Here is a 26,295-nt window from a genome sequence, read left to right as displayed (position 1 = left end):
CGGCCGAACGGCCTAGGCCAAATGGCCGCGACATTTTTGACATTCTTATGCCGAATTAAGAGTTTAAACCCGAAATATTATTTTATAACATTTCCTCTGTTTTCGGTTCTGCGAGGTCGCTCCACCGGCCTTCGCAGGGCTTGACATAAGGGGGAGAGCACCATGCCGACAGGCGAGAAGATCTTCACATGGGAGGGCATCAGCCTGCCCTCGTATTGGGGCGGCAACTGGGGCACGGGGACGGCCGACGTGGCGTTCGACCAGATCAGGACGACCGGCGCGAGCTCGGTCGCGATCATCCCGTCCTTCTACATGGACAACAAATACAGCAACACGATGGAGCTGAAGCAGTATCGCAGCGAGACCATCGCCCAGACCAAGGCGGCGATGCTTGATGTCACGTCGCGCGGCATGAACGTGATGCTCAAGCCCCATGTGGAGTCCCTCGACTACACCTGGCGCGCCGAAATCGCCCCGACGAACCCGGACGAGTGGTTCCGGAACTACAAGGCGATGATGGTGCAGTACGCGCAACTCGCCCAGGAGACCGGCGCGCCTATGCTCTGCATCGGCACGGAGCTGAAGAGCATGAGCGGCTCGCAGTATCGCGCCAAATGGATCGATCTGATCGCCGCCGTCAAAAGCGTCTATAGCGGCCTCGTCACCTATGCGTCGACCTATGACGAGGTGGCCCAGGTGAGCTTCTGGGACCAAGTCGATTACATCGGCGTTGACGCCTACATTCCGCTCGTGGTCAACAACACAAATCCGACGGTTGATCAGCTGGTCAACGGATGGATCCAGCCCTCGACGAACAGCTGGGTCAACCAGGTTTATGGCGGCAAGTCCGCGATCGACTACTACAAGTCCCTGTCCGAGCAATACGGCAAGAAGATCATCTTCACCGAAGTTGGCTATCGCAGCCGCGACGGCAACGCCATGAACCCGGGCCTCTGGGCCGACGGCGGCACCGTCGATTACCAGGAGCAGCAGGACGCCTACACGGCATTGTTCAAGGTGATGACCACCCACGGCGGCCAATGGCTCGATGGCGCCTTCCTGTGGAGCTACCATCCCTTCGAGAATCCGGAAGCCAACGGCGTTCAGCCGACGGACTTTACCACGCAGAACAAGCCGGCCAATGCGGTGGTGGCCTACAACTACAGCAGCCCTGCCCATGTAGCGGGTCTGAACCGAACCGGCACGACCGCGGCCGACAAGCTCGACGGCGGCTATCACAACGACACCCTCAATGGCGGCGCCGGCAACGACACCCTTTGGGGCGGCGCGGGCCAGGATTCCCTGACGGGCGGCGACGGGGCCGACCTCCTCACCGGCGGCACCGGCAACGACACGGTCGACGGTGGTGCGGGCGACAACACGGCCGCTTTCTCCGGCTCGAGCGCCAACTACGCGATCGTGGCGAACAGCGACGGCAGCTTCACGATTACGGATGCGCGCGAGGGAGGCGACGGCGTGGACGTGCTGCGGAACGTTCAGTTCGCCCGGTTCATCGACCAGACCGTCGCCCTCGGCGCAACACCTCCTCCCCCACCACCGACCAATGCGGCCCCGACGGATGTCACGCTCTCCAATGCGTCCATCAACGAGAACAGCGCCGGCGGCACCGTCATCGGAATGCTGGGCGCAAGCGATCCCAACACGGGCGACAGCTTCACCTATGCGATCGTTGCCGATCAGGACGCCAAGTTCCAGATCGTGAACAACCAGCTCCAGGTCCGGAACGGCGCGGTTCTCGACTACGAGACCAAGACCGCGCACCAGGTGACGGTCCGGGTGACGGACCAGGGCGGGCTGTCCTACGACAAGGTCTTCACCATCGCGGTCAACGATGTGTCTGAAGGCTCCACGAACGTGGCTCCGACGAACCTCTCCCTGTCCGGCACGTCGATCAAGGAGAACGCCGCCGGCGGGCAGTATATCGGCCTTCTGAGCGCCACCGACCCCAATGCGGGCGACACGCTCGCCTACTCGATCAAAAGCGATCCGGACGCCAAGTTCCAAGTGGTGGGCAACCAGCTCCAGGTGCGCGCCGGCGCGATCATTGACTACGAGACCAAGACCTCGCACCAGGTCACCCTCAGCGTGACGGATCAGGGAGGGCTCTCATACGACAAGACCTTCACGATCAAGGTCGTCGACGTGAAGAACGAGAAGGGTGGAACCAAGACCAAGGGCGTGGTTCTGGTAAGCAGCGAGTCGGGCGGCACGCTCGAAGGCGGCGTCGGCGACGACACGCTCTACACCGCAACCGGCAGGGACGTCCTGAAAGGCGGCTTCGGCGCCGACTCCTTCGTGTTCGACAAGCGCCCGAGCAAGGCGAGCGTCGACAAGATCCTGGACTACAACGTCCGCGACGACACGCTCTATCTCGCCAAGAGCGCCTTCACGAAGCTCAAGAAGGGCATCCTGTCCAAGGACGCGTTCTGGGTCGGGTTTAAGGCGCACGATGCGAACGACAAGATCATCTACAACAAGGCGACCGGTGCGCTGCTCTACGACTCCGACGGCACCGGCGCCGCCAAGGCGGTCCAGTTCGCGCAATTGTCGAAGGGGCTCGCGCTGACCCATTTCGACCTGCACGTCATCTGATCGGGACCGAGTAGAAGGTCCTTGTCGAGTCACTGGCCCGTTCCAGCTCTCCTGGGACGGGCTTGATCGTGCCTGCATGGTGGTCTGCTCCAAAAGCGGAGTTCGCATCGCTCCTAGGGGCGTCCCCATACCGCGCCTTCGGGGGTTGACGAAGCACCTCCGTCTGGAGTCCTGTGGCAATTGCAAGAATCTTACAGGATGAGCGAATGAAGAGAACGGCCCTTGCCGCCGCGGTCATCGCGTCCCTCACGGGGGCCGCCTTCGCCCAGGATGCTCCAGGGTCGGACCCCATGCGCCTCGTCGTGCGCCCGTCCGGTTACGAGATGGAGCCCAACGACGCCAAGGAGCGCCAGGAGCGGCTTCTGCGGCGCCTCGAGCAGAGCAACCACATGATGCGCTCCATCTGCATCAATTGCGGCGACGCGTGGAAGCATCAGATCTATGCCCCTTTCAATCCTCTCGCCCGCCTCGGGCAGGGAAGCCCGACGGCCGAGGAACAAAGTATCCCGTCCCAGACGCAGGCCGAGCAGCAGTAAGTCCCACTAACCCGTTGGTGCTCACGATTTTGGGATTTGGCAAAGTCATCTTTGCACTTGCTCAAGCCTGGCGACAGATTGAGCCGTTAAGATCTTTCCCCTATATCTAAAGAGGTACGGGGACGACCTCGTGCTTCCCGGCGATCGGTGGGGACGGCCCTGCCTGTGACGGAGCCCTGTCATGGCATGGACTTACCTGTTTCTCGCTGGCCTCTTCGAGATCGGCTGGGCAATCGGCTTGAAATACACGGATGGCTTCACGCGCCCTGTCCCAACGGTGCTGACCGCAGCCAGCATGCTCGTGAGCGTCATCCTGCTCGGCCTCGCCCTCAAGACCCTTCCGGTCGGAACCGGCTACGCCGTTTGGACCGGCATCGGCACCGTCGGAACGGCGATCCTCGGCATCTACCTCCTGGGCGAACCCGCGACCGCAATGCGCCTTGCCTGCATCGGGCTGATCGTGGCCGGCATTCTCGGCCTGAAGCTCGCGTCCGGCTAGCTCGGAGCGCATCGCACGGCCATGCGGATCACAGGATACTTTAGATCCCTCTCCTCAGCCGCATGGCTCAAGGCCTTCGTCCTGGCCGTGTGCCTCACCATCGTGGCGATCGAAGGCTGGCGGGACTGGGCGGAGCGCCACGAGGAATTCGTGCGGATCGAATCCGAGGTTGCGAACCTCGCCAAGTCCCTGGTTCAGCACGCGGAGGACACCTTCGAGCTGGCGGACGCGATCCTCGTCGATATCGTCGACCGCATCGAGTACGATGGCAGCTCGCCGGAGGTGATCACCGAAATGGACCCGTTCCTCTCCGAGCGGATCCAGACCCTGCGGCGCTTCAAGTCCCTGACGATCTACGGCACCGACGGCACCCTCCTCGGCAGTTCGCTGCCGGGGCACCGCTTCAAGGTCAACGGCCGTGACCTGGCGTTCTTCCGGCATCACAGCACATCCGGTTCCAGCGGATGGTTCTTCGGCCCGCTCATCCGCGATCCGCTCGGCAGCGACTGGGTGCTGACGCTCTCCCGCCGCTTCAACAGGCCCGACGGCAGCTTCGGAGGCGTCGTCGTCGCCAGCATCCCGCATGTCTACTTCGCGAGCTTCTTCGGGCGGTTCGACGTGGGGAGCGAGGGCACCATCACGCTGTTCCACGCGGACGGCACGCTCCTCTCGCGTTATCCCTATCGCGAGGCGGCGGTGGGTCGAAACGTCTCCTATGAACCCTGGTTCAAGATCGGCGTCTCGTCGGGTTCTTTCGAATATGTTTCGCCCATCGACGGCGTCAAACGCATCGGCGGCTACCAGCGCAACCACATCTTTCCGATCGGCGTGCTCGCCTCGGTCAGCGAAGACCAGGCGCTGGCGGACTGGAACCAGGAGTTCGTCTTCCGCTCGGTCGGCATCCTGCTCCTGGTCGCCGTCATCGCCTGCCTCGGCTGGAGCCTGTCGGGACAGCTCAGGCGACGCGAGCGGGCGGAGGCCGAGCTCTCCGTCCTGGCGGCGACCGACGGCCTGACCGGCCTTGCGAACCGGCGCACCTTCGACAAGGCCCTCGAGGCGGAATGGAACCGTGCCGCCCGTCACAACACGCCCCTGTCCCTGCTGCTCATGGACCTCGACCGCTTCAAGCGCTTCAACGACCATTACGGGCATCAGGCAGGCGACCAGTGCCTGCAGACGGTCGCCCGGATCCTCCGCGATACAATCAAGCGCCCCGGCGATCTCGTGGCGCGGTACGGGGGCGAGGAGATTGCCGTGCTTCTGCCGGCGACCGACGCCACGGGCGCCTGCATGGTCGCCGAGGACGTGCGCTCCGCCGTCGAAGCGCTCGCCATCCCGCACAACGGGAATCACCCCGCATGCGTCCTGACGATCAGCATCGGCATGGCGACGCTCAAGCCCGCCTTCGAGCTTCTGGATGCCGATCCGAAGATGCTGGTGAGCCTCGCCGACCAGGCACTCTACCAGGCGAAGCTCGACGGCCGCAACCGGGTGTCCATCGCGAGCGCGGCCTGAGCCGCTGCCCGCAGGGTCTCAGAACACGCATTCGCGGAAGGCCGGAAGGACCGAGCCGCCCCAGGCGCCATGATAGCGCTCGAGCAGGCGCTCGGCGATCGTGCGGCCCGTCTCCACGATCTCGCCGGCATGGTCGAGGTGATGCGTCTCATCGCGCCCCTGGGCGTCGCGGCAGCCGCGCCGGGCGAGCCCCTGCCGCGACAGGGCCAGCGCGTCGCGGGCGACATCCTGCACCGAGCGACCGCCGATGGTTGCCCGCAAGGCTTGCTTCGGCACGTCCACACGAAGGCGCTCCCGCTCCTCGGCGCTCCAGGCCTTCACGAGTTCCCAGGCTCCGTCGAGCGCCGCCTCGTCGTAGAGGAGGCCGGTCCAGAAGGCCGACAGGGCGGTGATGTGCTCGGGTCCGCCCACATCGGCGCCGCGCATCTCGAGATAGCGCTTGAGGCGCACCTCCGGGAAAAGGGTCGAGACGTGGTTCGCCCAGTCGGACTGGGTGGCCCGCTCGCCCGGGAGCTGCGCGAGCTTGCCGGCGAAGAGGTCGCGGAACGAGGCCCCGGCAACGTCATGATAGGTCGAGTCGCGCTTGACGAAATACATGGGCACGTCGAGCGCCCAGTCGACATAGCGCTCGTAGCCGAACCCGTCCTCGAACGCGAAGGCCATCATGCCCGTGCGGTCGCGGTCCGTGTCGCGCCAGATCTGGGAACGCATGGACAGGAACCCGTTCGGCCTGCCGTCGGTGAAGGGCGAGTTGGCGAAGATCGCGGTGGCGACGGGCTGCAGGGCGAGCGACACCCGCAGCTTCTTCACCATGTCGGCCTCGGACGCGTAGTCCATATTCACCTGCACGGTGGCGGTGCGGTACATCATGTCGAGGCCGAGCGTGCCGACCTTCGGCATGTAGTCCGTCATGATGCGGTAGCGCGCCTTCGGCATGACCGGCGTCTGCGCCCGCGTCCAGAGCGGGCTCATGCCCAGCGTCAGGAAGCCGACCCCGAGACGCTCGCCGATGGCCTTGACCTGCTCCAGGTGCAGCGCGGTCTCGGCCGCCGTCTCGTGCAGAGTCTTCAGGGGCGCGCCGGACAGCTCGAACTGCCCGCCCGGCTCGAGCGAGATGGCGCCGCCGCCCTCCTCGTCGGCGAGGCCGATCGGGTGGCCGTTCTCGATGATCGGCTGCCAGCCGGTGAGGCCCTGCATGCCTTCGAGCAGGGCACGGATGCCCCGCTCGCCCTCGTAAGGGACGGGCGTGGCGTCGGCCTTGTAGAAGGGAACCTTCTCGTGCTCCGTCCCGAGCCGCCAGCTCTCGCGCGGCTTCTCGCCGGATGCGATCCACTCGACGAGCTCGGACCGCGCGCCGATGGGAGTCGCATCGGATACGTCGCGCGCCATGCATCACCTCATGCAGAAAAGCGCGGCCGGGTGCCGCGCTGAATCAAGTCGAGTGTAGATAGGCGGGTTAAGGCCGAGCTGCAATGCGCCGCAGGCAGATTGATGCGAGGACCCATGCAGCCCTCGCACGGAGCAGCAACGGCTAGTGCCGCACCATCGTCTCGCCGACCGTCTCGGCGGACAGCCAATCCACCACGCCGGCCAGGGCATCCCGGTTCGACAGGCCGCGACCCAGGGCCTCCGTGTAAAGGGTGAGCTGCTGGTCGGCGCTGGTGCCGCGGGCGACGATCCAGCGGGCGAGGTCGAGCTCCCGCTCGCATCCGAGCGCCTTCGCGTCGTCGGCCACGAGGTCGAGGGTCTCGTCCAGGATCTGCCGGACGGGCTTGGCGCTGCGCGACGCCTCGTCGACGAAGCTTCCGTGGATGCCGTAGCGCTGCGCCCGCCAGCCGTTCTCGTCGTTGATCGCCCGGGAGGCGCCGGTCTGGCCGGCATTGAGCGTCGGGTCGCGGTGGAGGTGGCGCACGAGGCAGCGATAGAGGGCCGCGATCGCGAGGGTGTCGTCCACGCGCGTGCAGCTGTCGGCCACCCTGAGCTCCAGGGTCGGATGCTTCAGCGACGGACGGATCACCCACCATACGTAGCTCGAATTCTCGATGGCACGGGCCGCCACGAGAGTGTCGATGTAGCGCTGATAGTCCGCCGCATCCTGGAACAGGTCGGGCAGGCCCGTGCGCGGCAGCTCGCGATAAGCGGCGAGGCGATAGCCGAGCAGGCCCGTGCGCTGCGACTGCCAGAACGGCGACGAGGTCGAGAGCGCCAGGAGCAGCGGCAGATAGGGCTGGATCCGGTTCATGATGTCCACGCGGGCGGCCAGATCCGGCACCTCCACATGAACATGCATGCCGCAGACCACCACGCGGCTGCCGACCATCTGCAGATCGTGCATCACCTTGCCGTAGCGCGGCTGGGCATTCGGGCGCACCCGCGCCCACATGGCCAGCGGATGGGTCCCGGACGCCATCACGGTCAGGTTGTGGTCGCGGGCGATCGCGCCCACCGATGACCGGAGGTCGACGAGCTGCGTCCGCGCATCGGCGAAGTCGAGGGACGGCTTCGTGGCGATCTCGATCTGGGGCTCGAGCATCTCGGGCTGAATGTCTTCCGAGAGCTCATGACGGCACTTGTCGAAGAATTCCTTCACTTTTCCTCGAGCGACATCCCGCTTGGCGGCGTCGTTGACGAAGTATTCCTCTTCGATACCGAACTTGTAATCCCCGCTCATTTTGTCTTCCTCAAACTTATTATTCCTGTTGCCGACGATCTGGGGAGATCTTCTTGCGAGCGCGGGCTCCAACCTGCCCTTGAATGGGGCGAGATTGGGGCCTGTCTGGCATAAACTGCTAAGCTTCTGAAGCTAGAGGAGGATCGCGGCCGGCCATCGTCGGATGGTCGGATCAGCTCCAATCGCCAAGCACGGACTGAACGACCGCCAGCGCCGCAACGGCGGCTGTGTCGGCGCGCAAGATTCGCGGTCCCAACGATACGCGAACACAACTTTCGTGGGCGACAGCAAGCGCTCTCTCCGGGTCGGTAAAGCCCCCCTCGGGGCCCACGACAACGACAAGACCGGCCTTCTTGTTCCCGAAGCTTGACAATGCCTCGACCGGGTTGGAGACGGGGGCGTCCTCGTCGCAGAAAACGACCAGTCGATCTTTCTCCAACCCATTGATGAATTTGTCGAAATTCATCTCGTCCCGGATCTCAGGGATCGACAGGATGCCGCACTGCTCCGCCGCCTCGATGGCGTTACTCCGCATGCGCTCAAGATTGACCCGGGTGCTCTGGGTCCGGCGGGTGATGACCGGCTGGAGGACCCCCGCCCCCATCTCGACCGCCTTCTGCACCATATAGTCGAGGCGCGCGTGCTTGAGGGGTGCGAAGGCATAGACGAGATCCGGCTGGGGGATCTGCGTGCGGGTCTGCTCGACGCAGACCAGGTCGGCCGACTTGCGCCCCTCGACCGAAACCTCGGCCCGCCACTCGCCGTCGCGACCGTTAAAGACCAGGACCGGTTCGCCGGCCTTGAGGCGCAGGACGTTCAGCAGGTAATTGGCCTGGCCGCGATCCAGGGAGATGCGCGCCCCTGTCCGGAGCGGGGCATCCACGAACAGGCGGGGAGCATTGAAGTCGTAAGCAGCCATGATCATCCCGCAATTGACGATCGAGAATGAGGCGAAGCGGCGCTTCCGCAGCCCGTCGGACCGCCTGGACAGGTGCCGCCCCGGGCAGAGGGAAACCCTCTCTTAGCAATTTGCCCCCTCTCATGGGAGAGGCGAGCGGCGCTCGCTCACACGGAATTTAGGTGCGCCAGGACACCTTATTACCTGCGCGGGGCCATTCGCCGCTTGGCCTGAAGGGTCTTAACCTGCTAACAGAGCACCGGCTCGCGAGACGTCGCGCGCTTGTTTGAAGGACTTTGCCAATGACGCATCTCCGTTCGCACCTTACGGCTGCGATTGCCGCCGCTGGCATTTTTGCGGCCGCTCCGGCCCTGGCTCAGTCGAGTTCCTGCCAGGACGCGCAGAAATTCCTCAGCGAACGCCAGGGCCTGATTCAGCAGATCAACAAGCTCGGCGGCGAGGGCAACAAGAAGAAGCAGATCGATCCGCGCGCCGCCTGCGGCATCTTCACCAAGCTCGTCGCGAACGGCGAGACCGGCGTGAAGTGGCTCAACGCCAACAAGGACTGGTGCCAGGTTCCCGACCAGTTCGCCCAGAGCTTTACGGAAGATCACAAGCGCGCCCAGAACATGAAGGGCCAGGCCTGCACGGCGGCCGCGAAGATTGCCGAAATGCAGAAGAAGGCCCAGCAGGCTCAGCAGCAGGGCCGCCAGGGCCTGCTCGGCGGCGGCGGTCTCACCGGCTCCTACACCATGCCGAAGGGTGCGCTCTAAGGCGACGGCCCTCCGATGGAGCGCCCCGCCGCGCCGTCCCTTCCCGATGCCGTCCGGGGCCATTGGGCCGATCGCCTGGCTCCGGCCAGGCTAAGGCCCTATCTGCGCCTTGCCCGCATCGAGCGGCCGATCGGCTGGTGGCTCCTGCTCCTCCCCTGCTGGTGGTCCGCCGCTCTTGCGGCCCTCGCGGCGGGCCGTCCCTGGGCGGATCCGTTCCATTGTATCCTGTTCCTCATCGGCGCCGTCGCCATGCGCGGCGCCGGCTGCACCTATAACGACATCGTCGACCGGGACCTCGACACCAAGGTGGAGCGGACTCGCGGACGTCCCCTGCCGTCGGGTCAGGTGAGCCTCAAGGGCGCCGTCGCGTTCCTGATCCTCCAATGCCTCGTGGGCCTCGCCGTCCTGCTCCAGTTCAACGGCTTCGCCATCGCCACAGGCTTTGCGTCGCTCGGGATCGTGGCGCTCTATCCCTTCATGAAACGCTTCTTCTGGATGCCGCAGATCGTGCTGGGGCTGGCCTTCGCCTGGGGCGCCCTGATGGGTTGGGCCACGGCCTTCGGGTCCTTGAGCGCCCCAGCCGTCGCGCTTTATCTCGGCAGCATCGCTTGGGTCGTGGGCTACGACACCATCTATGCCCTCCAGGACATCGAGGACGACGAGGTTGTGGGCATCAAGTCTTCCGCCCGCTTCTTCGGCGAGAAGGTCCGGCTCGGCGTCGCCGCCTGCTACGCCCTGACAGTCATATTCATGGTGGTGGCGTTCATCCTGGCCGATGCGGGCCCGATCGCCTTCGCGGGCCTTGCGGCCTTTGCCCTCCACCTCGGCTGGCAGGTGGTCCGGATCGACCGCTCGGACGGGGCCGGCGCGCTGCGCCTGTTCCGCTCCAACCGCGATGCGGGCCTGATCCTGTTTGCGGCGATGACGCTGGAAAGCGCCCTCCGGGCTCTTTGAGGCTCAGACGTCCAGACGCGCGATAATCTCCTGCTCCCGGAACACGTGCGGCCGGGCAGGCATGCACCCCGTCTTTCGCCGCGTCAGGAAGCGGGGGCGGCGTGAGGTGAGCAGCTTGTGGCGGCTGCGCGGCCACAACGGCCCGACTTGGAGCCGCCCGACCTGCCGGTACAAGGCCATGACCGACCCGTTGGAGAACCTCACGGTCAGGGGAAGACCGGCTGCGGCGCCAAGCGCGCGCCACTCAGCCACCACGTCCTCCTCCGCGTAAGGGCCAAGGGTCATGAGCGGCCGGGTGCCGGCGAGGAGTACGAGGCGGAAGTCTCGTCCGTTCGGGTCGGCCTGGAGGGCCAGCGCCGTGGCAGAGGTTCCGAACCGACCGATGATGGCTTCGGGATAAGCGTGAACCTGGACCGCATGGCCTGCGCCACCGGTTAAAGGATTGAGCCCGCTCCTGTGCATCACCTGTCCCATCCCTGAAGTCGTTGGTTTCGCGCCGGCCGGCTGCCTCTGCGGACCGCTCGCGGCGGGAGCAACCTGGACCGCTTCCCGTGCCGATCGGCTTAAGAGCTTAGGTTAAGGGAGCGTTGCCGGGATGGTTTCGCCTCTGATGATCAACAAAACCTTCCATCTCGCTCAGGCAACTCCGGTATGGTATCGGCCCGGGTGGCATCTTCCGCCGCTGCTCCCCATCTCCTCCTGATGCTTGCTCCTTCCGATTTTTCCCCCTCCCTCGGTCAGGCCGTGCGCGATGCGGCGCGTCAGGCGGGCGCGATCGCCCTGCCCTTCTACCGCTCCGGCACGAAGACGGCGGCGCGCCTCTGGTACAAGGAGCACTCCTCGCCCGTGACGGAGGCGGACATCGCCGTCGACACCTTCCTGAAGAACCATCTCGCAGGGCTTCTGCCCGAGGCCGCATGGCTGTCGGAGGAGACGGCGGACAATCCGACGCGTCTCGACAAGCGGCTCGTCTGGATCGTCGACCCGATCGACGGCACCCGCGCCTTCTCGACCGGACATCCGGATTGGTCCGTCTCCATCGCTCTCGTCGAGGACGGGCGGCCCGTGCTCGGCGTCATCTATGCGCCGATTCACGATCATCTCTACGAGGCGCGGATCGGCAGCGGCGCGTGGCGCAACGGCGAACGGCTGCAACTGTCGGGAGCCGTCCCGAAGGATCCGCGGGTCGCCGGCCCGAAGCCGCTGGTGGACCGGTTCGCCCGCCATATCGGCCCGATTCAGCATCTGCCGAAGGTGCCGTCCCTGGCGCTGCGCCTCGCCCGGGTGGCGGAAGGCTCCATCGATGTGGGCCTCGTCTCGTCCAACGCCCACGACTGGGATATCGCCGCGGCCGACCTGATCCTGCACGAGGCCGGCGCCCTGCTGACCGACTTCGCCGGGACCGCTCCTGCCTACAACAAGCCGCAACCGCGCCATGGCGAGATGGTTGCCGTTGCGTCACGGTTGCATCCCCGTGCTATTGGAGCCATGAGGACCTGAACGGAACAGCCTCGTTCGGCAACTCTATTGCGTTTTCCCTAGGAGAATCCTTTCACCATGACCGACCAGCCCGGCAAGCAACTCCTTCACCTGGTTTTCGGAGGCGAGCTCACCAATCTCGATTCCGTGGATTTCCGGGATCTTTCGAAGCTGGACATCGTCGGGATCTACCCGAATTACGCAACCGCCCATGCGGCCTGGAAGGCCAAGGCGCAGGCGAGCGTGGACAATGCGCACATGCGCTACTTCATTGTGCACCTGCACCGCCTGCTGGATCCGCAGCAGAGCTGATCGTCGCAGGCGATGAGCTTCGTCAAACGCATCATCCGTGCGCGCCCCGTCCAGGAAGCCCTGGGCGGGCTCGTCGCGGGCTATCTCAAGCTCGTGCGGCGCACGAACCGGTTCGTCATGGAACCGGCGGATGCCTATGACCGGATCGGCCCCATGATGCCCGTGATCGCCGCCATGTGGCACGGGCAGCATTTCATGATTCACTTCGCCAAGCGGCCCGAGGACCGGGCCGCGAGCCTCGTGTCGCGTTCCGGCGACGGCGAGTTCAACGCCATCGCGCTGCGCCACTTGGGCGTGAGGGCGATCCGCGGCTCCGGCGCGCGGGGACGCGACATCCGCAAGAAGGGCGGCGTGGCGGCCATGCGGGCAATGCTGCGGGCCTTGGGCGACGGCGAGATGGTGGTCATGACCGCCGACATTCCGAAGATCGCCCGGGTCTGCGGCGAGGGCATCGTGACCCTGGCCCAGATGTCGGGGCGCCCCATCGTGCCCGTCGCGGTGGTGACGAGCCGGCGCATGGATTTCGACAGCTGGGACAAGGCCAGCATCGGCCTGCCCTTCGGCCGGGGCGCCATGGTGCTGGGCGACCCCATCCACGTGCCGCGCGATGCTGATCCTCAGACACTCGAGGCCCTGCGCCAGTCCGTCGAGAGGGAGCTCGATGCCGTGCACGAGCGCGCCTACGGGCTGATCGGCCAAAAGGATCCCGGCGCCAAGGTTCGTGCCGAGAGGCATGGGACGGCGCTCGCGGGAGGCTCGCGCGCATGAGCCTTCCCTTCCTGGTCAGGACCTACCGCACCGCCACTGCAATCCTCGAGCCGGCCGTGGTCGGGCTGCTCTACTGGCGCCAGCGAAAAGGGCGCGAGGACCGCACCCGCCTGGGCGAGCGCCAGGGCTATCCCAGCCGCGCCCGTCCCAAGGGGCATCTGGTCTGGGTCCATGGCGCCAGCATCGGCGAGACCCTGTCGCTCCTGCCCGTGGTGGAGCGCCTCACCCAGCGCGGGGTGGCGGTGCTGGTCACCTCCGGCACGAAGACTTCGGCGTCCCTGATCGCCCGCCGGCTTCCCCCGGGCGCTGTCCACCAGTTCGTCCCAGTCGACGTGCCGCGCTACATCCGGCGCTTCCTCGACCACTGGCAGCCGGACCTCGCCCTCGTGGCGGAATCAGAGATCTGGCCCAACACGGTCATGGCCCTGGACCAGCGTCACATCCCGCTCGTGCTCGTGAACGGGCGCATGTCCGACCGCTCGTTCCAGCGCTGGCAGAAGCTGCCGCGCATCATCGGGTCCCTGCTGGAGCGCTTCGCCCTCTGCCTCGCCCAGACGCAGGAGGACGCGGAGCGCCTGGCGCGCCTCGGCGCGCCGCGGGTGCTCGTCTCGGGCAACCTCAAGTTCGACTCCGCTCCGCCACCGGCCGATCCCCGGGTGGTCGCCCATTTGTCGGGCCTCGTGGCCGGACGCCCCCTCTGGCTCGCCGCAAGCACCCATCCGGGCGAGGAGGAATCCGTCGTCGCGGTGCACCGGGCGCTGGCCCAGCACCATCCGCATCTCCTGACGATCATCGCGCCCCGCCATCCGCACCGGGGCCCGGAGGTCGCCGCGATGGCCGAGCGGGCGGGCCTGCGCGCCGGGCGGCGTTCGCAGGGCATGCATCCCGACCGGGCAACAGACGTCTATGTCGCCGACACGGTGGGCGAGATGGGCCTGTTCTACCGCCTCGCCAACATCGTGCTCATGGGCGGTACGCTCGTGCCCATCGGCGGCCACAACCCCATCGAACCCGCAAAGCTCGGCGCGGCGATCCTGCACGGCCCGCACGTGCACAGCGCGGCAGAGATCTACGCGGCGATCGACGAGGCGCGCGGGGCCCTGATGGTGAAGGACAGCGCTGCGCTCGCGCGGGCGGTCAGCCGGCTCCTCTCGAACCCCGCTTTGACCCGGGACATGGCTCGCGCGGCGGCCGACGCCGTACATGTGCTCGGGGGCGCGGTCGACCGGACCATGCAGTCGATCGAGCCCTTCATCGTCCAGGCAAAGCTCGGGGCGCGCCGCTGATGCGTGCGCCCGCCTTCTGGTGGCAGGCAACGCCCTCTTCCCTCGCGCACCTTCTTCGTCCCGCAAGCCTGATCTACGGCGGCATCGCCGGGCGGCGTATGAGACGTCCTGGGATACAGGCCGAGCTGCCGGTGATCTGCATCGGCAATTTCACGGCCGGCGGTGCCGGCAAGACGCCGACCGCCCTCGCGGTCGCGGACCTGCTCGGAGCCGCCGGCGAGAGCCCGGCCTTCCTGTCCAGGGGTTATGGCGGCAAGCTCGCAGGTCCGATCGAGGTCGCACGCCATCATACCGCTACGGACGTGGGCGACGAACCGCTGCTGCTCGCCCGCCGCGCGCGCACCATCGTATCCCGCGACCGTCCGGCCGGAACGCGGCTTGCCGTGGAGATCGGCGCGACCGTCGTCGTCATGGACGACGGCCTGCAGAACCCATCGCTCCGCAAGGACTGCGCCATCGCGGTGGTCGACGGTGCGACCGGCATCGGCAACGGCCTGCCCCTGCCCTCCGGCCCTCTGCGGGCGCCGCTGGCGGCGCAGTGGAGAGCCGTTCATGCGGTGCTGGTGATCGGAAGCGGCACGGCCGGAGAAGCCGTCGCCCGTGAGGCGGAGCGGTACGGGAAAAGGGCCTTCTTCGGGCGCCTTGCTCCCGATCCGGCCGTGGCCGGGTCGCTGCGCGGAAAGCGGGTCCTGGCCTTCGCCGGGATCGGCCGGCCGGGAAAATTCTTCGACACCCTGCGGGAATGCGGCGCCGCGGTCGAGCGCATGCATGCCTTCGCGGATCATCATTCCTTCAGGATGGTGGATCTCGAGCGCTTGAGACGAGAGGCGCGGGACGCGGGACTTCAGGCGGTGACGACCGAGAAGGACCTTGCCCGCATGGCCGGATCTCACCTGGCGGAGCGTTGGACGGATCTGATGGCCCTGCCGGTGCGGCTCACCCTTGAGGACGAGAGCGCCTTCCGCAATTTCCTCCTCCGCCATGTGGAGGAGCGGCGCATCGGCGCCATGTCACCGTGACGGGGCCTTGCCGGTGATGCGCATCATCACCGCCTCGGGCGACGCATAGGCCTCCTGAAGCTCCACGCTCCAGTACTTGAGCTCGTCGAGGGGGATCGGCTGCCCCGTGACGCCGCAGCGCACGAAGGCTCCGGGCTTCACGACCCTGAGGTTGCTGTCGAGATATTGCACCACGGCCTCGCCGCCGGTGCGCTCATGCTTGTTCATGCGCTGAATCGCCGATGTCTAGAGGGCTTGCCCTTCACATAGGGGCATGGGACCGGTCTTTTCAATGACACCTCAGAACAGGGCGCCCTGCTCCTCCGCGAGCGCGATCTTGGGCTTGGCGATCTTCGGCCGCGTCCCGATGCGCCCGCCGGTCGCATCCGCCTTGCCGTCCGCGAATTCGAGCACGAGGGCCTGCCCGTCCAGAACCGCATCGGCCGAACGCAAGGGCTGCCCGTCGAGATCCCGCACGAGGGCGAAACCGCGCTTGAGCACCGACTTGTAGTTCAGGCTGTCGAAGAGATGGGCCACGGATTCCAGACGATCGGCCTTGCGGGCGATCTGGCCCTCGAGGGCCGGCCCGAGGCGCTCGGCCAGACCGGTCACCAGCTCTCGCCGCTGGCCGATCCGCACCACCTCGGCCCGCAGCAGCGCCGCGCGGGCCGCCTCCAGCCGCTGGCGCATATGGTCGAGCTTATCGGCGCGGCTCTGGAGGATGCGCTTCATGGCCTCCTGCGGCCGGACCTCGACTGCGTCGAGCCGCGCCCGCATCTTGGCGACGCGGGCCACCGGCGACAGGTTGGCCAGCTGGGTCGCGAGCCGGCGCAGGCGCTCCTCGTGCCCGCGGGCATTGCGGGACAGGGCTGGGTAAAGCTTCGTGGCCGCGAGATCGAGCCGCTGGCGCTTGGGCGAGAACAGGACCTCCGGCGTCGGCAGGGCGCGGGCCGTGGCGCGCAGGTCGGAGCGGCGCCGGTCGATCACCCGCAGCACCGATTCCACATGGCGGCGTGAGAGGTCGTTGACGGTCGCCATGAGCTCGATGCGCACCGGCACCACCATCTCGGCGGCGCCCGTCGGCGTCGGCGCGCGGACGTCGGCCGCGTGGTCGATCAGGGTCCAGTCGGTCTCGTGCCCGACCGCCGAGACGAGCGGAATCGCGCTCTCGGCCGCGGCGCGGACCACGATTTCCTCGTTGAATCCCCACAGATCCTCGATCGAGCCGCCGCCGCGGGCGACGATCAGGACGTCGGGCCGCGGCACCCGGCCGCCGGGCTGGAGCGCGTTGAAGCCGCGGATCGCAGCCGCCACCTCAGCCGCGCAGGTATCCCCCTGCACGCGCACGGGCCAGACCAGGACCTGACGCGGGAAGCGGTCCTCCAGCCGGTGCAGGATGTCGCGGATCACAGCGCCGGTGGGCGAGGTCACGACGCCGATCACCCGCGGCAGATAGGGCAGCCGCCGCTTGCGCTCGGCCGCGAAGAGCCCTTCCGCGTTGAGCTTGCGCCGACGCTCCTCCAGCACCGCCATGAGGGCGCCGATGCCGGCGGGCTCCAGCGTCTCGACCACGATCTGATACTTGGACGAGCCCGGGAAGGTGGTGATGCGCCCGGTGGCGATCACCTCCATCCCCTCTTCCGGCCGGATCTTCAGCTTGGCAAAGGAGCCCTTCCAGATCACCGCATCGATTCGGGCGTTCTGGTCCTTGAGGCAGAAATAGACGTGCCCCGACGAATGGGGCCCACGGTAGCCCGACACCTCGCCGCGCAGGCGCACATGACCGAACGCATCCTCGAGGGTGCGCTTGAGGGCGCCCGCGAGATCGGAGACCGACCATTCGGGGGCGTTGGAAGGGGCTTTTTCCGCGAACATGCCGAGAACAGTACCGGGTCGGGCGGGGGTCTGCCAAGGCCGCCCCGTTCGTCAGGTGGGGATAGCGGGGAAGCGTTTCCCTTGTGCAACGGTGCGGCGAGCGGCCGCGGCTGCGGACCTTCAGGGTTGCTTCGCAGCCGGACCTTTCGTAACGTTAAAACGTAATACAAATAGCGACGCGGCCGCGAGCCGCCTCCATTAAGGAAGAGACCTCCAATGGCCGCAATCGTCAACTTCGGCGGATCCGTCAGCACGGAAGCTGGGCAATACGTCCTTCTCGACGCCGATGCGGCGATTACAGGGAATGCAGTGGCCGAACCGCTCCGGTCAATTACGGTCGAGTTAATCGAGTTCAGCGGCACACCCACGTTCGACTTCCTAGAAGTCAAGGAGGTAGGTCCCATCACCCTGAATCTCGCCACCGAGAGTCCTGAGATCTATTACAATAACCAATATATCGGTTTTGCCAGCCGGGATGGAGTGACCGGCGCACTGACTCTTCAGCTCGACGGCCCTGCCGTCACGAACGAAAGCGTCACGGCCGCTCTCCGTGCGATCAGCTACACGAATACCTCGTCGGTGACACCGACCGCGGAGGAGAGAACCGTCAGGGTCTCCCTTGCATACGGAGACGAGAACTCTCCTTTAATCTACGCCGCGGACAAGAATGTTCTCGTCAGTCCCAACAATGCGATTGTTCTCACCTCGGATCTCACGCTCATATCGGGCACGGCTGGCGACGATGTCTTTGTTCTCAGCTCCTCGACCACGCTGCAAAATGCAAACCTGTCTGGCGGCAACGGGAACGATGCACTCCATTTCGTCGGAGGCGGAACTCTGGACCTCTCGAACTTCTCGACGCTCCGAGGAGTCGAGGCGATTCGCGGTTCCGCGGAGGGAGATACGTTCAGCCTTCGGAGCGCGCACTTGCTCGCCCTCTTCGGGATCGACGGCGGCCTGCAGGACGGAACGGAAGCGACAAGCAACACCCTCCGGCTCAGCGGAAGCTACTTCGACTTCCGCGGCAAGACACTGACTGGAATCGATTCCATTCAGCACATGTCGGGAACCAGCCCGGTCTTCGTTTTCGACATGAGCAACATCAGCGCGATATTCGACGCCACCGGCACGATGTCTCGCCTCCAGTTCGCTTCAGGAGCGGGGAACGCGGTCTTTAGGCTCTCCGGTGGTGCTCTCCTGCAAGACCAGAGGACGGCACTCGAGGCCCTCGGCTTTGCCGCGAGCAACATCTATGACAGCCTCAACACTCCCTCAGCGGGCGGACCCACGGCAACGAACCTCAACGGCGATACCGTCGGAGTCGCGCCCGGCGCAACCACCCTGCTCGATGCAGGCCAGCCCATTGCGGTGACCTACGGCGACGTGATCCGCAAGGTCAGAGTCGAGATGGTCGACGGCGTTGCCGGCGACCTTCTCGGCATTCAGACGGACGATGAGATCGTCCTTACGGATGGGCTTCAGGAAGGTGGAAGGATTCAGATCGGTGGCGTCGCCCAAGGTATCCTGACGACTTTGCAAGCTGACCGGATCGAGATCGCGTTCCTCAGCGGCGGGAGCGCCGCTGCCGCAGAAGCACTGGTGCAGGCCCTGACCTATACACGTTCGGCTGGCGACACGTTCGAAGCGCGCGACATTCGGGTCAGCGTGACGGACGATTTCGACCGGGCCGCAACATCCATCGTGACAGTCGTGGACAGCATCCCGAGGAATGTGAAGATCGAAGACGCAATCGAGATCACGATTGACGAAGGAACAGATCTTGCCGCTGCGCTGACCGCGACGGACGACGATACGGCTGCGGCGGGGATCAGCTTCGTGTTCGACGATTCCCGAGCCGACGGTGGCAATGCCAACGGCAAGTTCATCATCGAGCCGAGCACGAAGGAGCTCAAGATCGCCAGCGGCGTCCTCGATTATGAAGCGGGTGCGATCTACAAGGTCTATGTGAAGGCCTTTGACCGCACGTCCTACAGCGCCGTTCAGGAACTCACGATCAATGTGAGGGACGTGAACGAAGCACCGACGGCAGTGACTTTCGGCGGACAACAGCATTCAATCCGCGTTGGCGTCACCGGAGAGAATGTTGATCTTGTCGATACCGACTGGGCGGATCCGGACGGAGCAGCAAGCGGTTACGCCGACAACATCTTCGCGTTCCTGGTGAATGGCGAATTGCTCATCACGAATGGCGGCTTCTCGATTAACGAGAATACCGGTCAGATCAGAACCAACAACGAAATCTTCGACGAAAGCCCGGGCACCAGAGAACTCGTCGTGGTCGCCTTCGATCGAGCGAATCCGTCCCTCAGGAAGGAGGTAACCTACACCTTCAACATTCTGGCCCAGGATGCCGCACCAGAAGTGCGGTTTGCAGCTGACTCGCTGACCAAGACGGTGACCGAGGGCACCGGGACCGGCACGACGGAGATCAAGTTCAAGATCACCCGCGACAGCGCCACCGGCGGCGACTCCACCGTCCGCTGGATGCTCAATCACAGCAACACCGACGCGCAGGACTTCTCCGGCACGACCGGTACGGTCGCGTTCACGAACGGCGCGCTTGAGGCATGGGTGACAGTCCTGGTCAGCAAGGACTCCTCCGACGAGCCGGATGAGGAGACCTTCACGGTCAGCCTGGAGGGCGTCACCAACGCCACCATCGGCGCCAACGTCACGGCTACCGGCAAGATTCTGGACGACGACACGACCGCTCCGGTCAACGCCCCTCCGGCGCCTCCGGAGCTGAGCGGGAAGGTGGTCAAGGAGTACGACCCGACCGGCACCCCGGTGGGCACGCTCTCGGCGACTGACCCGAATGGCGATGCGCTCACCTACCAGCTTCTCGACGGTGCAGGCGGGCGCTTCAAGCTCGATGGCAACCGGATTCTGGTGGAGAATGGGTTTAGGCTCGACTACGAACAGGCTCGGGCCCACACCATCAAGGTTCGGGTCAGCGACGGTACGCATGTGGTCTACAAGAGCTTCGACATCACCGTGCTCAACGTCGATCCGGAGGTCACTGCCGGCTCTGCCGCCGACGACGTGTTCTGGGGCGGGGCTGGCAATGACAGCCTCTCGGGCGGGCTCGGCAACGACCGGCTGCTTGGTCGGGGCGGCAACGACACGCTCAGGGGCGAGGCCGGCAACGACGTGCTCGGGGGTGGTGAGGGCAAAGACAAGCTCACCGGCGGCAAGGGCAAGACGAGCCAGGATGCGTTCGTGTTCGACACCAAGCTGATCGATGCCAAGGGCAAGCCGAACAAGTCGCTGGCCAACAAGAGCAAGGACCAGATCCTCGACTTCGGGCCGAAGTACGACAGCATCTTCTTCGACGACGCGGTGTTCACCAACAAGACCATCGCCAAGTCCCTGAAGAACAAGGGCGCATCGCTCGACAAGCCGGTGAAGATGAAGGCGAGCTTCTTCAAGGTGGGCGACAAGGCCGCCGACAAGGACGACTTCTTCATCTACAACGCCCGGACCAAGAAGCTCTACTTCGACGTGGACGGGTCGGGCTCCAAGGCCATGGTGGAGATCGCCAGCCTCAAGCTCCAGAAGGGTGAGGGCACGACCCTCTCCGCATCCGACTTCTTCTTCGTGTGACGGGGACGGCGCCGACCTGTTCTCCTCCCCCTTGTGGGGAGGAAGTGGAGGTGGGGGTGTCGGCGCAGGACCGTCATAGGCTATCGCTCACCCCCCTCCCTGGTCCCTCCCCACTAGGGGGAGGGAAAGCGCACCTCACAAAGCGCACCTCATATTGAAAAAGGCGTATCCTGACCCAGGACGGCCCGCAGGGACCCGGCCCAGTGCTGTTTCAGGGTAGTCGAAACCACTCCGAGCCTTTATGAGCCCAAGCGGCACAGGAGGGCTTGCGCATGAACATTCTTCTCATCGGTTCCGGCGGACGGGAGCATGCGCTGGCCTGGAGCCTTTCGGCGAGCCCGCTCTGCGACCGGCTGTTCATCGCTCCGGGCAATCCCGGGACGGCGCAGCACGGGACCAACGTCGTCGTGGAGGTGACGGATCACCCGGCAGTGATCGCCTTCTGCCGCACCATGGGGGTCGATTTCGTCGTCGTCGGACCCGAGGCGCCGCTCGTCGCCGGGCTCGTGGACGACCTCAAGGCTGCCGGGATCAAGGTCTTCGGGCCGAGCAAGGCGGCCGCGCAGCTCGAAGGCTCTAAGGCCTTCACGAAGGATCTCTGCGCCGAGTTCGGCATCCCAACCGCCGCCTACCGGCGCTTCACCGATGCGGAGGTCGCCAAGACCTATGTGCGCAATTACGGGGTGCCGATCGTCGTGAAGGCGGACGGGCTCGCGGCCGGCAAGGGCGTTGTGGTCGCCACCTCCTTCGAGGAGGCGGAGGCCGCCATCGACATGATGATCGGCGGAGGCCTCGGGGCCGCAGGCGCCGAGGTGGTGATCGAGGCCTTTCTCGACGGCGAGGAGGCGAGCTTCTTCGCCCTCTGCGACGGCCGCACCGCCATCCCGTTCGGCACCGCCCAGGATCACAAGCGCGTCTTCGACGGGGACCAGGGGCCGAACACGGGCGGCATGGGGGCCTATTCGCCCGCCGCCGTGCTGACGCCGGCGCTTCAGGACCGGGTGATGCGGGAGATCATCATGCCGACGCTCGCCGGCATGCAGGCGCGCGACACGCCCTATACGGGGATCCTCTATGCGGGCCTGATGCTGACCGACAAGGGCCCGCAGCTCATCGAGTACAACGCCCGCCTCGGCGACCCCGAGACTCAGGTGCTGCTGCCGCGCCTCAAATCCGACCTCGTGACGGCCTTCCTTGCCGCCTGCGACGGGGTGCTCGACAGCATCTCCCTGCAATGGAGCGCCGAGGCGGCGCTCACCGTGGTCATGGCGGCCAAGGGCTACCCGGGTGCGGTCGAGAAGGGCTCGGAGATCAAAGGCATCGAGGCGGCCGAGGCCCTCGACGGCGTGATCGTGTTCCACGCCGGCACGAAGCAGGACGGCGACAGGATCCTCGCCAATGGCGGGCGCGTGCTCGACGTGACGGCCAGGGGCCGCACGATCACCGAGGCGCAGGCCAAAGCCTACGAGGCCATCTCGAAGATCGACTGGCCGGAGGGCTTCTGCCGCCGCGACATCGGCTGGCGCGCCGTGGAGCGGGAGGGCTGACGAACGGCGCGGCTCCGCTAGATGAGGACGAACACCAGTCCGACATCGCAAGGCGGCCCTCATGAGCGACGATCTGTTTCCCGGTTTCGACTCCCACTGGATCGACACGGAGGTCGGGCGCGTCTTCGCGCGCTCGAAGGGCAACGGCCCTCCGCTCGTGCTGCTGCATGGTTTTCCTGAGACTCACGTCATGTGGCACCACCTCGCCCCGGCGCTGGCCGAGACGCACAAGGTCGTCTGCATGGACCTGCGCGGCTACGGCTGGTCGACCGCCCCGAAGGGCGACGCCGCCCACGAGACCTACTCGAAACGCGCCATGGGCCGCGACGTGGTCGCCGTGATGGAGGAATTGGGCCACGTGCATTTCGCCGTGGCGGGGCACGACCGCGGCGCGCGGGTCGGCTACCGGCTCGCCCTCGACCATCCGGGGCGCGTCGAGCGCCTGGCGCTCCTCGACATCCTGCCGACCTTCCATGTCTGGGCGCAGATGAAGGCCGGCAAGGTCCCGGCCGCCCACTGGGGTTTCCTGTCCGAGCCCTATCCCAAGCCGGAGCAGGAGATCGGCAAGGACCCGCTGGCCTATTTCGAAGGGCTCCTCGCCAAGTGGTCCGCCCCCGGCGACCTGTCCTTCCTCGACCGGCGCGCGCTGCAATCCTATCGGGACAGCTGCAACGACCCGACCCGCATCCATGCCTTCTGCGAGGATTACCGGGCCGGAGCAACCCGCGACATCGAAGCGGATGAAGCGGACCTGGAGGCAGGTAAAACGATCGGCTGCCCGACCTACCTGATCTGGAGCGACTTCTATCTGGTCAGCGGCCCCGTGGGCCAAGCCGAGCACCCGCTCGACGTGTGGCGCACCTCCCTTGCGCCGAAAATCCACGGCACGGGCATCACCTCAGGCCATTTCGTGGCCGAGGAGAACCCGAGCGCGACGCTGGAGGCGCTGCAGGCGTTCTTGCAGAGCTGACTACCGCCGCCCCTCGAAGAACCCCCTGAGCAGGGTCGCGGCCTCGCTCTCGCGGATGCCGCCATAAACCTCCGGGGCGTGGTGGCAGGTGGGCTGGTCGAAGAAGCGGACGCCGTTCTCGACGGCGCCGCCTTTCGGGTCGTAGGCGGCGAAATAGACCCGCCGGATGCGGGCGAACGAGATGGCGGCGGCGCACATGGTGCAGGGTTCGAGCGTCACGTAGAGGTCGCAGCCGGTCAGCCGCTCGTCGTCCAGCACCTCGCAGGCGCGGCGGATCGCCAGCATCTCGGCGTGAGCGGAGGGGTCGCGCAGCTGGCGCGGCCGGTTGCCGTCGGATGCGATGAGGCGGCCGTCGCGCACGATCACGGCCCCCACCGGCACCTCGCCGCGGGTGGCCGCTGCCCGGGCCTCGTCGAAAGCCGCGCCCATGGGATCGAACTTGTTGCAGCCGGCGTTGTCCATGGCCCTCGCTTCTCTTTGCTACCTCTGCTATCAGGCCGCCATGACCGACAGCAACGACAATCATCGGAAGGGCCGTCCGCCAGGGCGCTCCGACCGCGGCCGCCCTTCTGGTGACCGGCCCTTCCGCAAACCTCGCGACGAGGGCGACCGCCCCTTCCGCGCCCGGAGCGGCGACGAACGCCCCCGTAAGCCCCGTGAGGGCGGCGACAAGCCGTTCCGGGGCCGCGGCGGCGAGGACCGCCCGCGCCGCTTCGACCGCGCCAAGGATGAGCGCCCGCGTCGCGTCCTGGAGGCAGGCGCCGAGGCACCGGCCGAGACGCAGGTCCAGGAGCCCGCGGAAGACCGCATCGCCAAGGTGATCGCCCGCGCGGGCCTCGCCTCCCGCCGGGACGCGGAGGCCATGATCGCGGAAGGCCGCGTGACCCTCAACGGCAAGGTGCTCGACAGCCCGGCCGTCAACGTAACGGTCGAGGACAAGATCACGGTCGACGGGGAGCCCCTGCCCCTTCGGGAGCGCACCCGCCTCTGGCTGTTCCACAAGCCCCGCGGCCTCGTGACCACGGCCCGCGACCCCGAGGGACGCCCGACCGTGTTCGAGAGCCTGCCCGAGGACCTGCCGCGGGTGGTGGCGGTCGGTCGGCTCGACATCAACACCGAGGGGCTCCTGCTCCTCACCAATGACGGGGGCCTCGCCCGCGTCATCGCCCATCCGGACACCGGCTGGCTGCGCCGCTACAAGGTGCGCGCCCATGGCGAGGTGACCCAGGCCGACCTCGACAACCTGCGCGACGGCATCACCATCGAGGGCATCGAGTACGGTCCCGTCGAGGCCCGCCTCGACCGGGTGCAGGGCGACAACGCGTGGATCACGCTCGGCCTGCGCGAGGGCAAGAACCGCGAGGTCAAGCGCATCCTGGAGCATCTCGGCCTCCAGGTGAACCGGCTCATCCGCCTCTCCTTCGGGCCGTTCCAGCTCGGCGACATCGAGCCCGGCCTTGTGGAGGAGGTGCGCACCAAGGTGCTCAAGGACCAGCTCGGCATGGCGCTCGCGACCGAAGCCGGCGTCGATTTCGAGAGCCCGGTGCGCGAGCCCATCGCTCCCTTCGGCTCGCCGAAGAAGCGGGAGCGCGAGGAGCGCGCCCGCGCCGAGCGCGACGAACGCCCTGCCCGCGCCGGACGTGACGAGCGCCCAAGCCGCTTCGGCCGCGACCGGGACGAGGAGCGTCCCCGCCGCCGAAACGATGACGACCGGCCGTTCCGCGCCCGCAGCGAGGACCGTCGCGGCCGGGACGAGGAGGAGCCGAAGAAGCGTCCCTCGCGGCTCGATGTGAAGACGAGCGTCTGGCGCGCCGGAGAGACTGAGGACGGCCCTCGGAAGAAATTCGCCCGCCGCGACGCCGACCCCAAGACGGCCCGTGCCGCCAGCGCCGAACGTCCGCGCCAGCGCGTCGGCTCCATCGCGTCGGGGGATCGCAAGGTGAAGGTCGAGCGCCTGGTGAGCGAGCCGCGGGAGGAAGCTTCCGAGCACAGGCCGCACCGCGAGGCGGAGCGCAGCGAGCGCGCCCCGCGGGGCAGGCGCGAAGGCGGGTTCGACCGCCCTCGCCGCGACGACGACCGGCCGCGCCGCCCAGCCGGCGACAAGCCGTTCCGGGCCCGCTCAGAGGGTGACGAGCGTTCCCGTCGCCCCCGTCCGGAAGGCGACCGCCCGTTCCGCAGCCGTGACGGCGACAAGCCGTTCCGGGCCGGCGGCGACGAGCGTCCGCGCCGTGGTCCGCCCCGGGGCGAAGGCGCAGGCCGGGGTGGCCCGCGAGGTGGCTCCGGCGGCGGCTTCAAGGGCGGCCCGAGAGGCGGCTCCGGCGGCTTCAAAGGGGGACCGAAGGGCGGCTCCAAGGGCGGCCCGCGCGGTCGCCGTCCGTGAGGGCTAGGCCGTGAGAATCGTGGGCGGGCGCTGGCGCGGCCGCTCGCTGGCAGGGCCGAAATCGGACGGCATCCGTCCGACTTCGGACCGCCTGCGCGAGACGATCTTCAACATCCTCCAGCATTCCTATGACGATCCGGTCGAGGGCGCCCGCGTGCTCGACCTCTTCGCCGGAACCGGCGCCATGGGGCTGGAGGCCCTGTCGCGCGGCGCCTCCTTCGCCTTATTCGTCGACGACGGCGCACAGGCGCGCGGCCTGATCCGTGAGAACGTGGAGACGCTGGGCGCCGGCGGCGCCACGCGCCTCTTCCGCCGCGACGCCACCCGCATGGGCGCGGCCGCTCCCAACGCCCCCTTCTCGCTGGTTTTCTGCGACCCGCCCTACGGCAAGGATCTCGCGCCCCAGGCCCTGCGCTCCTGCGCCGAAGGCGGCTGGCTGACCCCAGACGCCCTCGTGGTCGTGGAGGAGGCGCAAGGGGTCGAGGTCACCCTGCCCGACGGTTTCGAGGAGATCGAGCGCCGCGACTATGGGGAGACGAAGGTGGTGTTCGGGCGGTTTGCCGCCGGCGGAGCGGACTGACCACCCGCACCGCTCGC

General features: G+C 66.7%; 23 protein-coding genes. 16 read left to right on the top strand and 7 right to left on the bottom strand.

Annotation, left to right across the window (positions count from 1 at the left end; genetic code table 11):
• Positions 1–162 precede the first annotated feature (162 nt).
• The 4 genes from DES45_RS16625 (at position 163) to DES45_RS16610 (ending at position 5,163) form a co-directional block, all read left to right on the top strand.
• On the top strand, positions 163–2,613 hold the full coding sequence (locus DES45_RS16625) for a glycoside hydrolase family 113 (RefSeq protein WP_114771139.1): 2,451 nt from the start codon (positions 163–165) through the stop codon (positions 2,611–2,613).
• A gap of 206 nt (positions 2,614–2,819) precedes the next feature.
• A complete protein-coding gene (locus DES45_RS16620; protein ID WP_114771138.1) occupies positions 2,820–3,149 on the top strand; it encodes a hypothetical protein in 330 nt (109 codons plus the stop codon).
• Positions 3,150–3,330: 181 nt separating this feature from the next.
• The gene (gene sugE / locus DES45_RS16615; protein WP_114771137.1) at positions 3,331–3,648 is read left to right on the top strand and encodes a quaternary ammonium compound efflux SMR transporter SugE; all 318 of its coding nucleotides are present in this window, start codon (positions 3,331–3,333) and stop codon (positions 3,646–3,648) included.
• A 21-nt stretch (positions 3,649–3,669) separates the two neighbouring features.
• Positions 3,670–5,163 (top strand): sensor domain-containing diguanylate cyclase, encoded by a 1,494-nt coding sequence (locus DES45_RS16610; protein WP_114771136.1) that lies wholly within the window; start codon positions 3,670–3,672, stop codon positions 5,161–5,163.
• Positions 5,164–5,181: 18 nt separating this feature from the next.
• Here the strand turns inward: DES45_RS16610 and DES45_RS16605 are convergent, their stop codons facing one another.
• The 3 genes from DES45_RS16605 to DES45_RS16595 form a co-directional block, all read right to left on the bottom strand.
• Positions 5,182–6,552, bottom strand: coding sequence for a glutamate--cysteine ligase (locus DES45_RS16605; protein WP_114771135.1), 1,371 nt, complete (start codon positions 6,550–6,552; stop codon positions 5,182–5,184).
• Between the two features lie 142 nt (positions 6,553–6,694).
• Entirely contained in the window at positions 6,695–7,834 is a 1,140-nt protein-coding gene (locus DES45_RS16600; protein ID WP_114771134.1) for a carboxylate-amine ligase, read from the bottom strand.
• 172 nt (positions 7,835–8,006) lie between these two features.
• The gene (locus DES45_RS16595) at positions 8,007–8,753 is read right to left on the bottom strand and encodes a 16S rRNA (uracil(1498)-N(3))-methyltransferase (protein ID WP_114771133.1); all 747 of its coding nucleotides are present in this window, start codon (positions 8,751–8,753) and stop codon (positions 8,007–8,009) included.
• A 281-nt stretch (positions 8,754–9,034) separates the two neighbouring features.
• Between DES45_RS16595 and DES45_RS16590 the strand changes: the two genes are divergently transcribed.
• Both DES45_RS16590 and ubiA read left to right on the top strand, forming a co-directional pair.
• A complete protein-coding gene (locus DES45_RS16590) occupies positions 9,035–9,505 on the top strand; it encodes a hypothetical protein (protein ID WP_114771132.1) in 471 nt (156 codons plus the stop codon).
• A 15-nt stretch (positions 9,506–9,520) separates the two neighbouring features.
• The gene (gene ubiA, locus DES45_RS16585) at positions 9,521–10,459 is read left to right on the top strand and encodes a 4-hydroxybenzoate octaprenyltransferase (RefSeq protein WP_114771131.1); all 939 of its coding nucleotides are present in this window, start codon (positions 9,521–9,523) and stop codon (positions 10,457–10,459) included.
• A 3-nt stretch (positions 10,460–10,462) separates the two neighbouring features.
• Here ubiA and DES45_RS16580 read toward each other — a convergent pair whose 3' ends face one another.
• Complete coding sequence (locus DES45_RS16580) at positions 10,463–10,921, bottom strand: DUF6101 family protein (RefSeq protein WP_245571776.1); 459 nt, start codon at positions 10,919–10,921, stop codon at positions 10,463–10,465.
• A 240-nt stretch (positions 10,922–11,161) separates the two neighbouring features.
• Between DES45_RS16580 and DES45_RS16575 the strand changes: the two genes are divergently transcribed.
• From DES45_RS16575 to lpxK, 5 genes are read left to right on the top strand one after another with little or no spacing between them, the layout of a single operon-like run.
• Entirely contained in the window at positions 11,162–11,959 is a 798-nt protein-coding gene (locus DES45_RS16575; protein ID WP_114771311.1) for a 3'(2'),5'-bisphosphate nucleotidase CysQ, read from the top strand.
• A 57-nt stretch (positions 11,960–12,016) separates the two neighbouring features.
• Positions 12,017–12,250: a DUF4170 domain-containing protein gene (locus DES45_RS16570; protein ID WP_114771129.1), complete on the top strand. Its 234-nt coding sequence runs from the start codon at positions 12,017–12,019 to the stop codon at positions 12,248–12,250.
• A 12-nt stretch (positions 12,251–12,262) separates the two neighbouring features.
• Complete coding sequence (locus tag DES45_RS16565) at positions 12,263–13,018, top strand: lysophospholipid acyltransferase family protein (RefSeq protein ID WP_114771128.1); 756 nt, start codon at positions 12,263–12,265, stop codon at positions 13,016–13,018.
• The gene (locus DES45_RS16560; RefSeq protein WP_114771127.1) at positions 13,015–14,304 is read left to right on the top strand and encodes a 3-deoxy-D-manno-octulosonic acid transferase; all 1,290 of its coding nucleotides are present in this window, start codon (positions 13,015–13,017) and stop codon (positions 14,302–14,304) included. Before DES45_RS16565 ends, DES45_RS16560 begins: the two co-directional genes overlap by 4 nt.
• Positions 14,304–15,323, top strand: coding sequence for a tetraacyldisaccharide 4'-kinase (gene lpxK, locus DES45_RS16555; protein ID WP_114771126.1), 1,020 nt, complete (start codon positions 14,304–14,306; stop codon positions 15,321–15,323). The genes DES45_RS16560 and lpxK overlap by 1 nt, the downstream gene beginning before the upstream one ends.
• Here the strand turns inward: lpxK and DES45_RS16550 are convergent.
• Positions 15,315–15,530: a DUF2093 domain-containing protein gene (locus DES45_RS16550; RefSeq protein WP_114771125.1), complete on the bottom strand. Its 216-nt coding sequence runs from the start codon at positions 15,528–15,530 to the stop codon at positions 15,315–15,317. The genes lpxK and DES45_RS16550 overlap by 9 nt on opposite strands.
• A 72-nt stretch (positions 15,531–15,602) precedes the next feature.
• Positions 15,603–17,177, bottom strand: a complete 1,575-nt coding sequence (gene xseA, locus DES45_RS16545) for an exodeoxyribonuclease VII large subunit (protein ID WP_114771124.1) — start codon at positions 17,175–17,177, stop codon at positions 15,603–15,605.
• 216 nt (positions 17,178–17,393) lie between these two features.
• Here xseA and DES45_RS16540 point away from each other — a divergent pair, with 216 nt between their 5' ends.
• The 3 genes from DES45_RS16540 (at position 17,394) to DES45_RS16530 (ending at position 23,318) form a co-directional block, all read left to right on the top strand.
• Positions 17,394–20,801 (top strand): cadherin domain-containing protein, encoded by a 3,408-nt coding sequence (locus tag DES45_RS16540; protein ID WP_114771123.1) that lies wholly within the window; start codon positions 17,394–17,396, stop codon positions 20,799–20,801.
• A gap of 272 nt (positions 20,802–21,073) precedes the next feature.
• Positions 21,074–22,348: a phosphoribosylamine--glycine ligase gene (gene purD / locus DES45_RS16535; RefSeq protein ID WP_114771122.1), complete on the top strand. Its 1,275-nt coding sequence runs from the start codon at positions 21,074–21,076 to the stop codon at positions 22,346–22,348.
• Positions 22,349–22,409: 61 nt separating this feature from the next.
• Positions 22,410–23,318: an alpha/beta hydrolase gene (locus tag DES45_RS16530; RefSeq protein ID WP_114771121.1), complete on the top strand. Its 909-nt coding sequence runs from the start codon at positions 22,410–22,412 to the stop codon at positions 23,316–23,318.
• On the opposite strand, the gene DES45_RS16525 is transcribed toward DES45_RS16530, so the two are convergent.
• Positions 23,319–23,780, bottom strand: coding sequence for a nucleoside deaminase (locus tag DES45_RS16525; RefSeq protein ID WP_114771120.1), 462 nt, complete (start codon positions 23,778–23,780; stop codon positions 23,319–23,321). It abuts the gene before it with no gap.
• Between DES45_RS16525 and DES45_RS16520 the strand changes: the two genes are divergently transcribed.
• Both DES45_RS16520 and rsmD read left to right on the top strand, forming a co-directional pair.
• A complete protein-coding gene (locus tag DES45_RS16520; protein WP_245571751.1) occupies positions 23,779–25,698 on the top strand; it encodes a pseudouridine synthase in 1,920 nt (639 codons plus the stop codon). The two genes, DES45_RS16525 and DES45_RS16520, sit on opposite strands and share 2 nt — an antisense overlap.
• Positions 25,699–25,708: 10 nt before the next feature.
• A complete protein-coding gene (gene rsmD, locus DES45_RS16515; protein ID WP_114771119.1) occupies positions 25,709–26,278 on the top strand; it encodes a 16S rRNA (guanine(966)-N(2))-methyltransferase RsmD in 570 nt (189 codons plus the stop codon).
• Positions 26,279–26,295: the final 17 nt, after the last annotated feature.

Origin of the sequence: Microvirga subterranea, assembly GCF_003350535.1 — a bacterium.
In the GTDB taxonomy this organism is placed as follows: Bacteria; Pseudomonadota; Alphaproteobacteria; order Rhizobiales; family Beijerinckiaceae; genus Microvirga; species Microvirga subterranea.
This window is presented reverse-complemented; position numbering and strand designations above follow the sequence as displayed.

Coding starts and splice junctions, on each gene's coding strand:
- DES45_RS16565 (WP_114771128.1), top strand. CDS start 12,263: ATGAGCTTCGTCAAACGCATCATCCGTGCGCGCCCCGTCCAGGAAGCC.
- DES45_RS16525 (WP_114771120.1), bottom strand. CDS start 23,780: ATGGACAACGCCGGCTGCAACAAGTTCGATCCCATGGGCGCGGCTTTC.
- DES45_RS16540 (WP_114771123.1), top strand. CDS start 17,394: ATGGCCGCAATCGTCAACTTCGGCGGATCCGTCAGCACGGAAGCTGGG.
- purD (WP_114771122.1), top strand. CDS start 21,074: ATGAACATTCTTCTCATCGGTTCCGGCGGACGGGAGCATGCGCTGGCC.
- xseA (WP_114771124.1), bottom strand. CDS start 17,177: ATGTTCGCGGAAAAAGCCCCTTCCAACGCCCCCGAATGGTCGGTCTCC.
- ubiA (WP_114771131.1), top strand. CDS start 9,521: ATGGAGCGCCCCGCCGCGCCGTCCCTTCCCGATGCCGTCCGGGGCCAT.
- DES45_RS16625 (WP_114771139.1), top strand. CDS start 163: ATGCCGACAGGCGAGAAGATCTTCACATGGGAGGGCATCAGCCTGCCC.
- DES45_RS16550 (WP_114771125.1), bottom strand. CDS start 15,530: ATGAACAAGCATGAGCGCACCGGCGGCGAGGCCGTGGTGCAATATCTC.
- DES45_RS16570 (WP_114771129.1), top strand. CDS start 12,017: ATGACCGACCAGCCCGGCAAGCAACTCCTTCACCTGGTTTTCGGAGGC.
- lpxK (WP_114771126.1), top strand. CDS start 14,304: ATGCGTGCGCCCGCCTTCTGGTGGCAGGCAACGCCCTCTTCCCTCGCG.
- DES45_RS16595 (WP_114771133.1), bottom strand. CDS start 8,753: ATGGCTGCTTACGACTTCAATGCTCCCCGCCTGTTCGTGGATGCCCCG.
- DES45_RS16590 (WP_114771132.1), top strand. CDS start 9,035: ATGACGCATCTCCGTTCGCACCTTACGGCTGCGATTGCCGCCGCTGGC.
- DES45_RS16580 (WP_245571776.1), bottom strand. CDS start 10,921: ATGCACAGGAGCGGGCTCAATCCTTTAACCGGTGGCGCAGGCCATGCG.
- DES45_RS16605 (WP_114771135.1), bottom strand. CDS start 6,552: ATGGCGCGCGACGTATCCGATGCGACTCCCATCGGCGCGCGGTCCGAG.
- sugE (WP_114771137.1), top strand. CDS start 3,331: ATGGCATGGACTTACCTGTTTCTCGCTGGCCTCTTCGAGATCGGCTGG.
- DES45_RS16600 (WP_114771134.1), bottom strand. CDS start 7,834: ATGAGCGGGGATTACAAGTTCGGTATCGAAGAGGAATACTTCGTCAAC.
- DES45_RS16560 (WP_114771127.1), top strand. CDS start 13,015: ATGAGCCTTCCCTTCCTGGTCAGGACCTACCGCACCGCCACTGCAATC.
- DES45_RS16520 (WP_245571751.1), top strand. CDS start 23,779: ATGGCCCTCGCTTCTCTTTGCTACCTCTGCTATCAGGCCGCCATGACC.
- DES45_RS16620 (WP_114771138.1), top strand. CDS start 2,820: ATGAAGAGAACGGCCCTTGCCGCCGCGGTCATCGCGTCCCTCACGGGG.
- DES45_RS16575 (WP_114771311.1), top strand. CDS start 11,162: ATGCTTGCTCCTTCCGATTTTTCCCCCTCCCTCGGTCAGGCCGTGCGC.
- DES45_RS16610 (WP_114771136.1), top strand. CDS start 3,670: ATGCGGATCACAGGATACTTTAGATCCCTCTCCTCAGCCGCATGGCTC.
- DES45_RS16530 (WP_114771121.1), top strand. CDS start 22,410: ATGAGCGACGATCTGTTTCCCGGTTTCGACTCCCACTGGATCGACACG.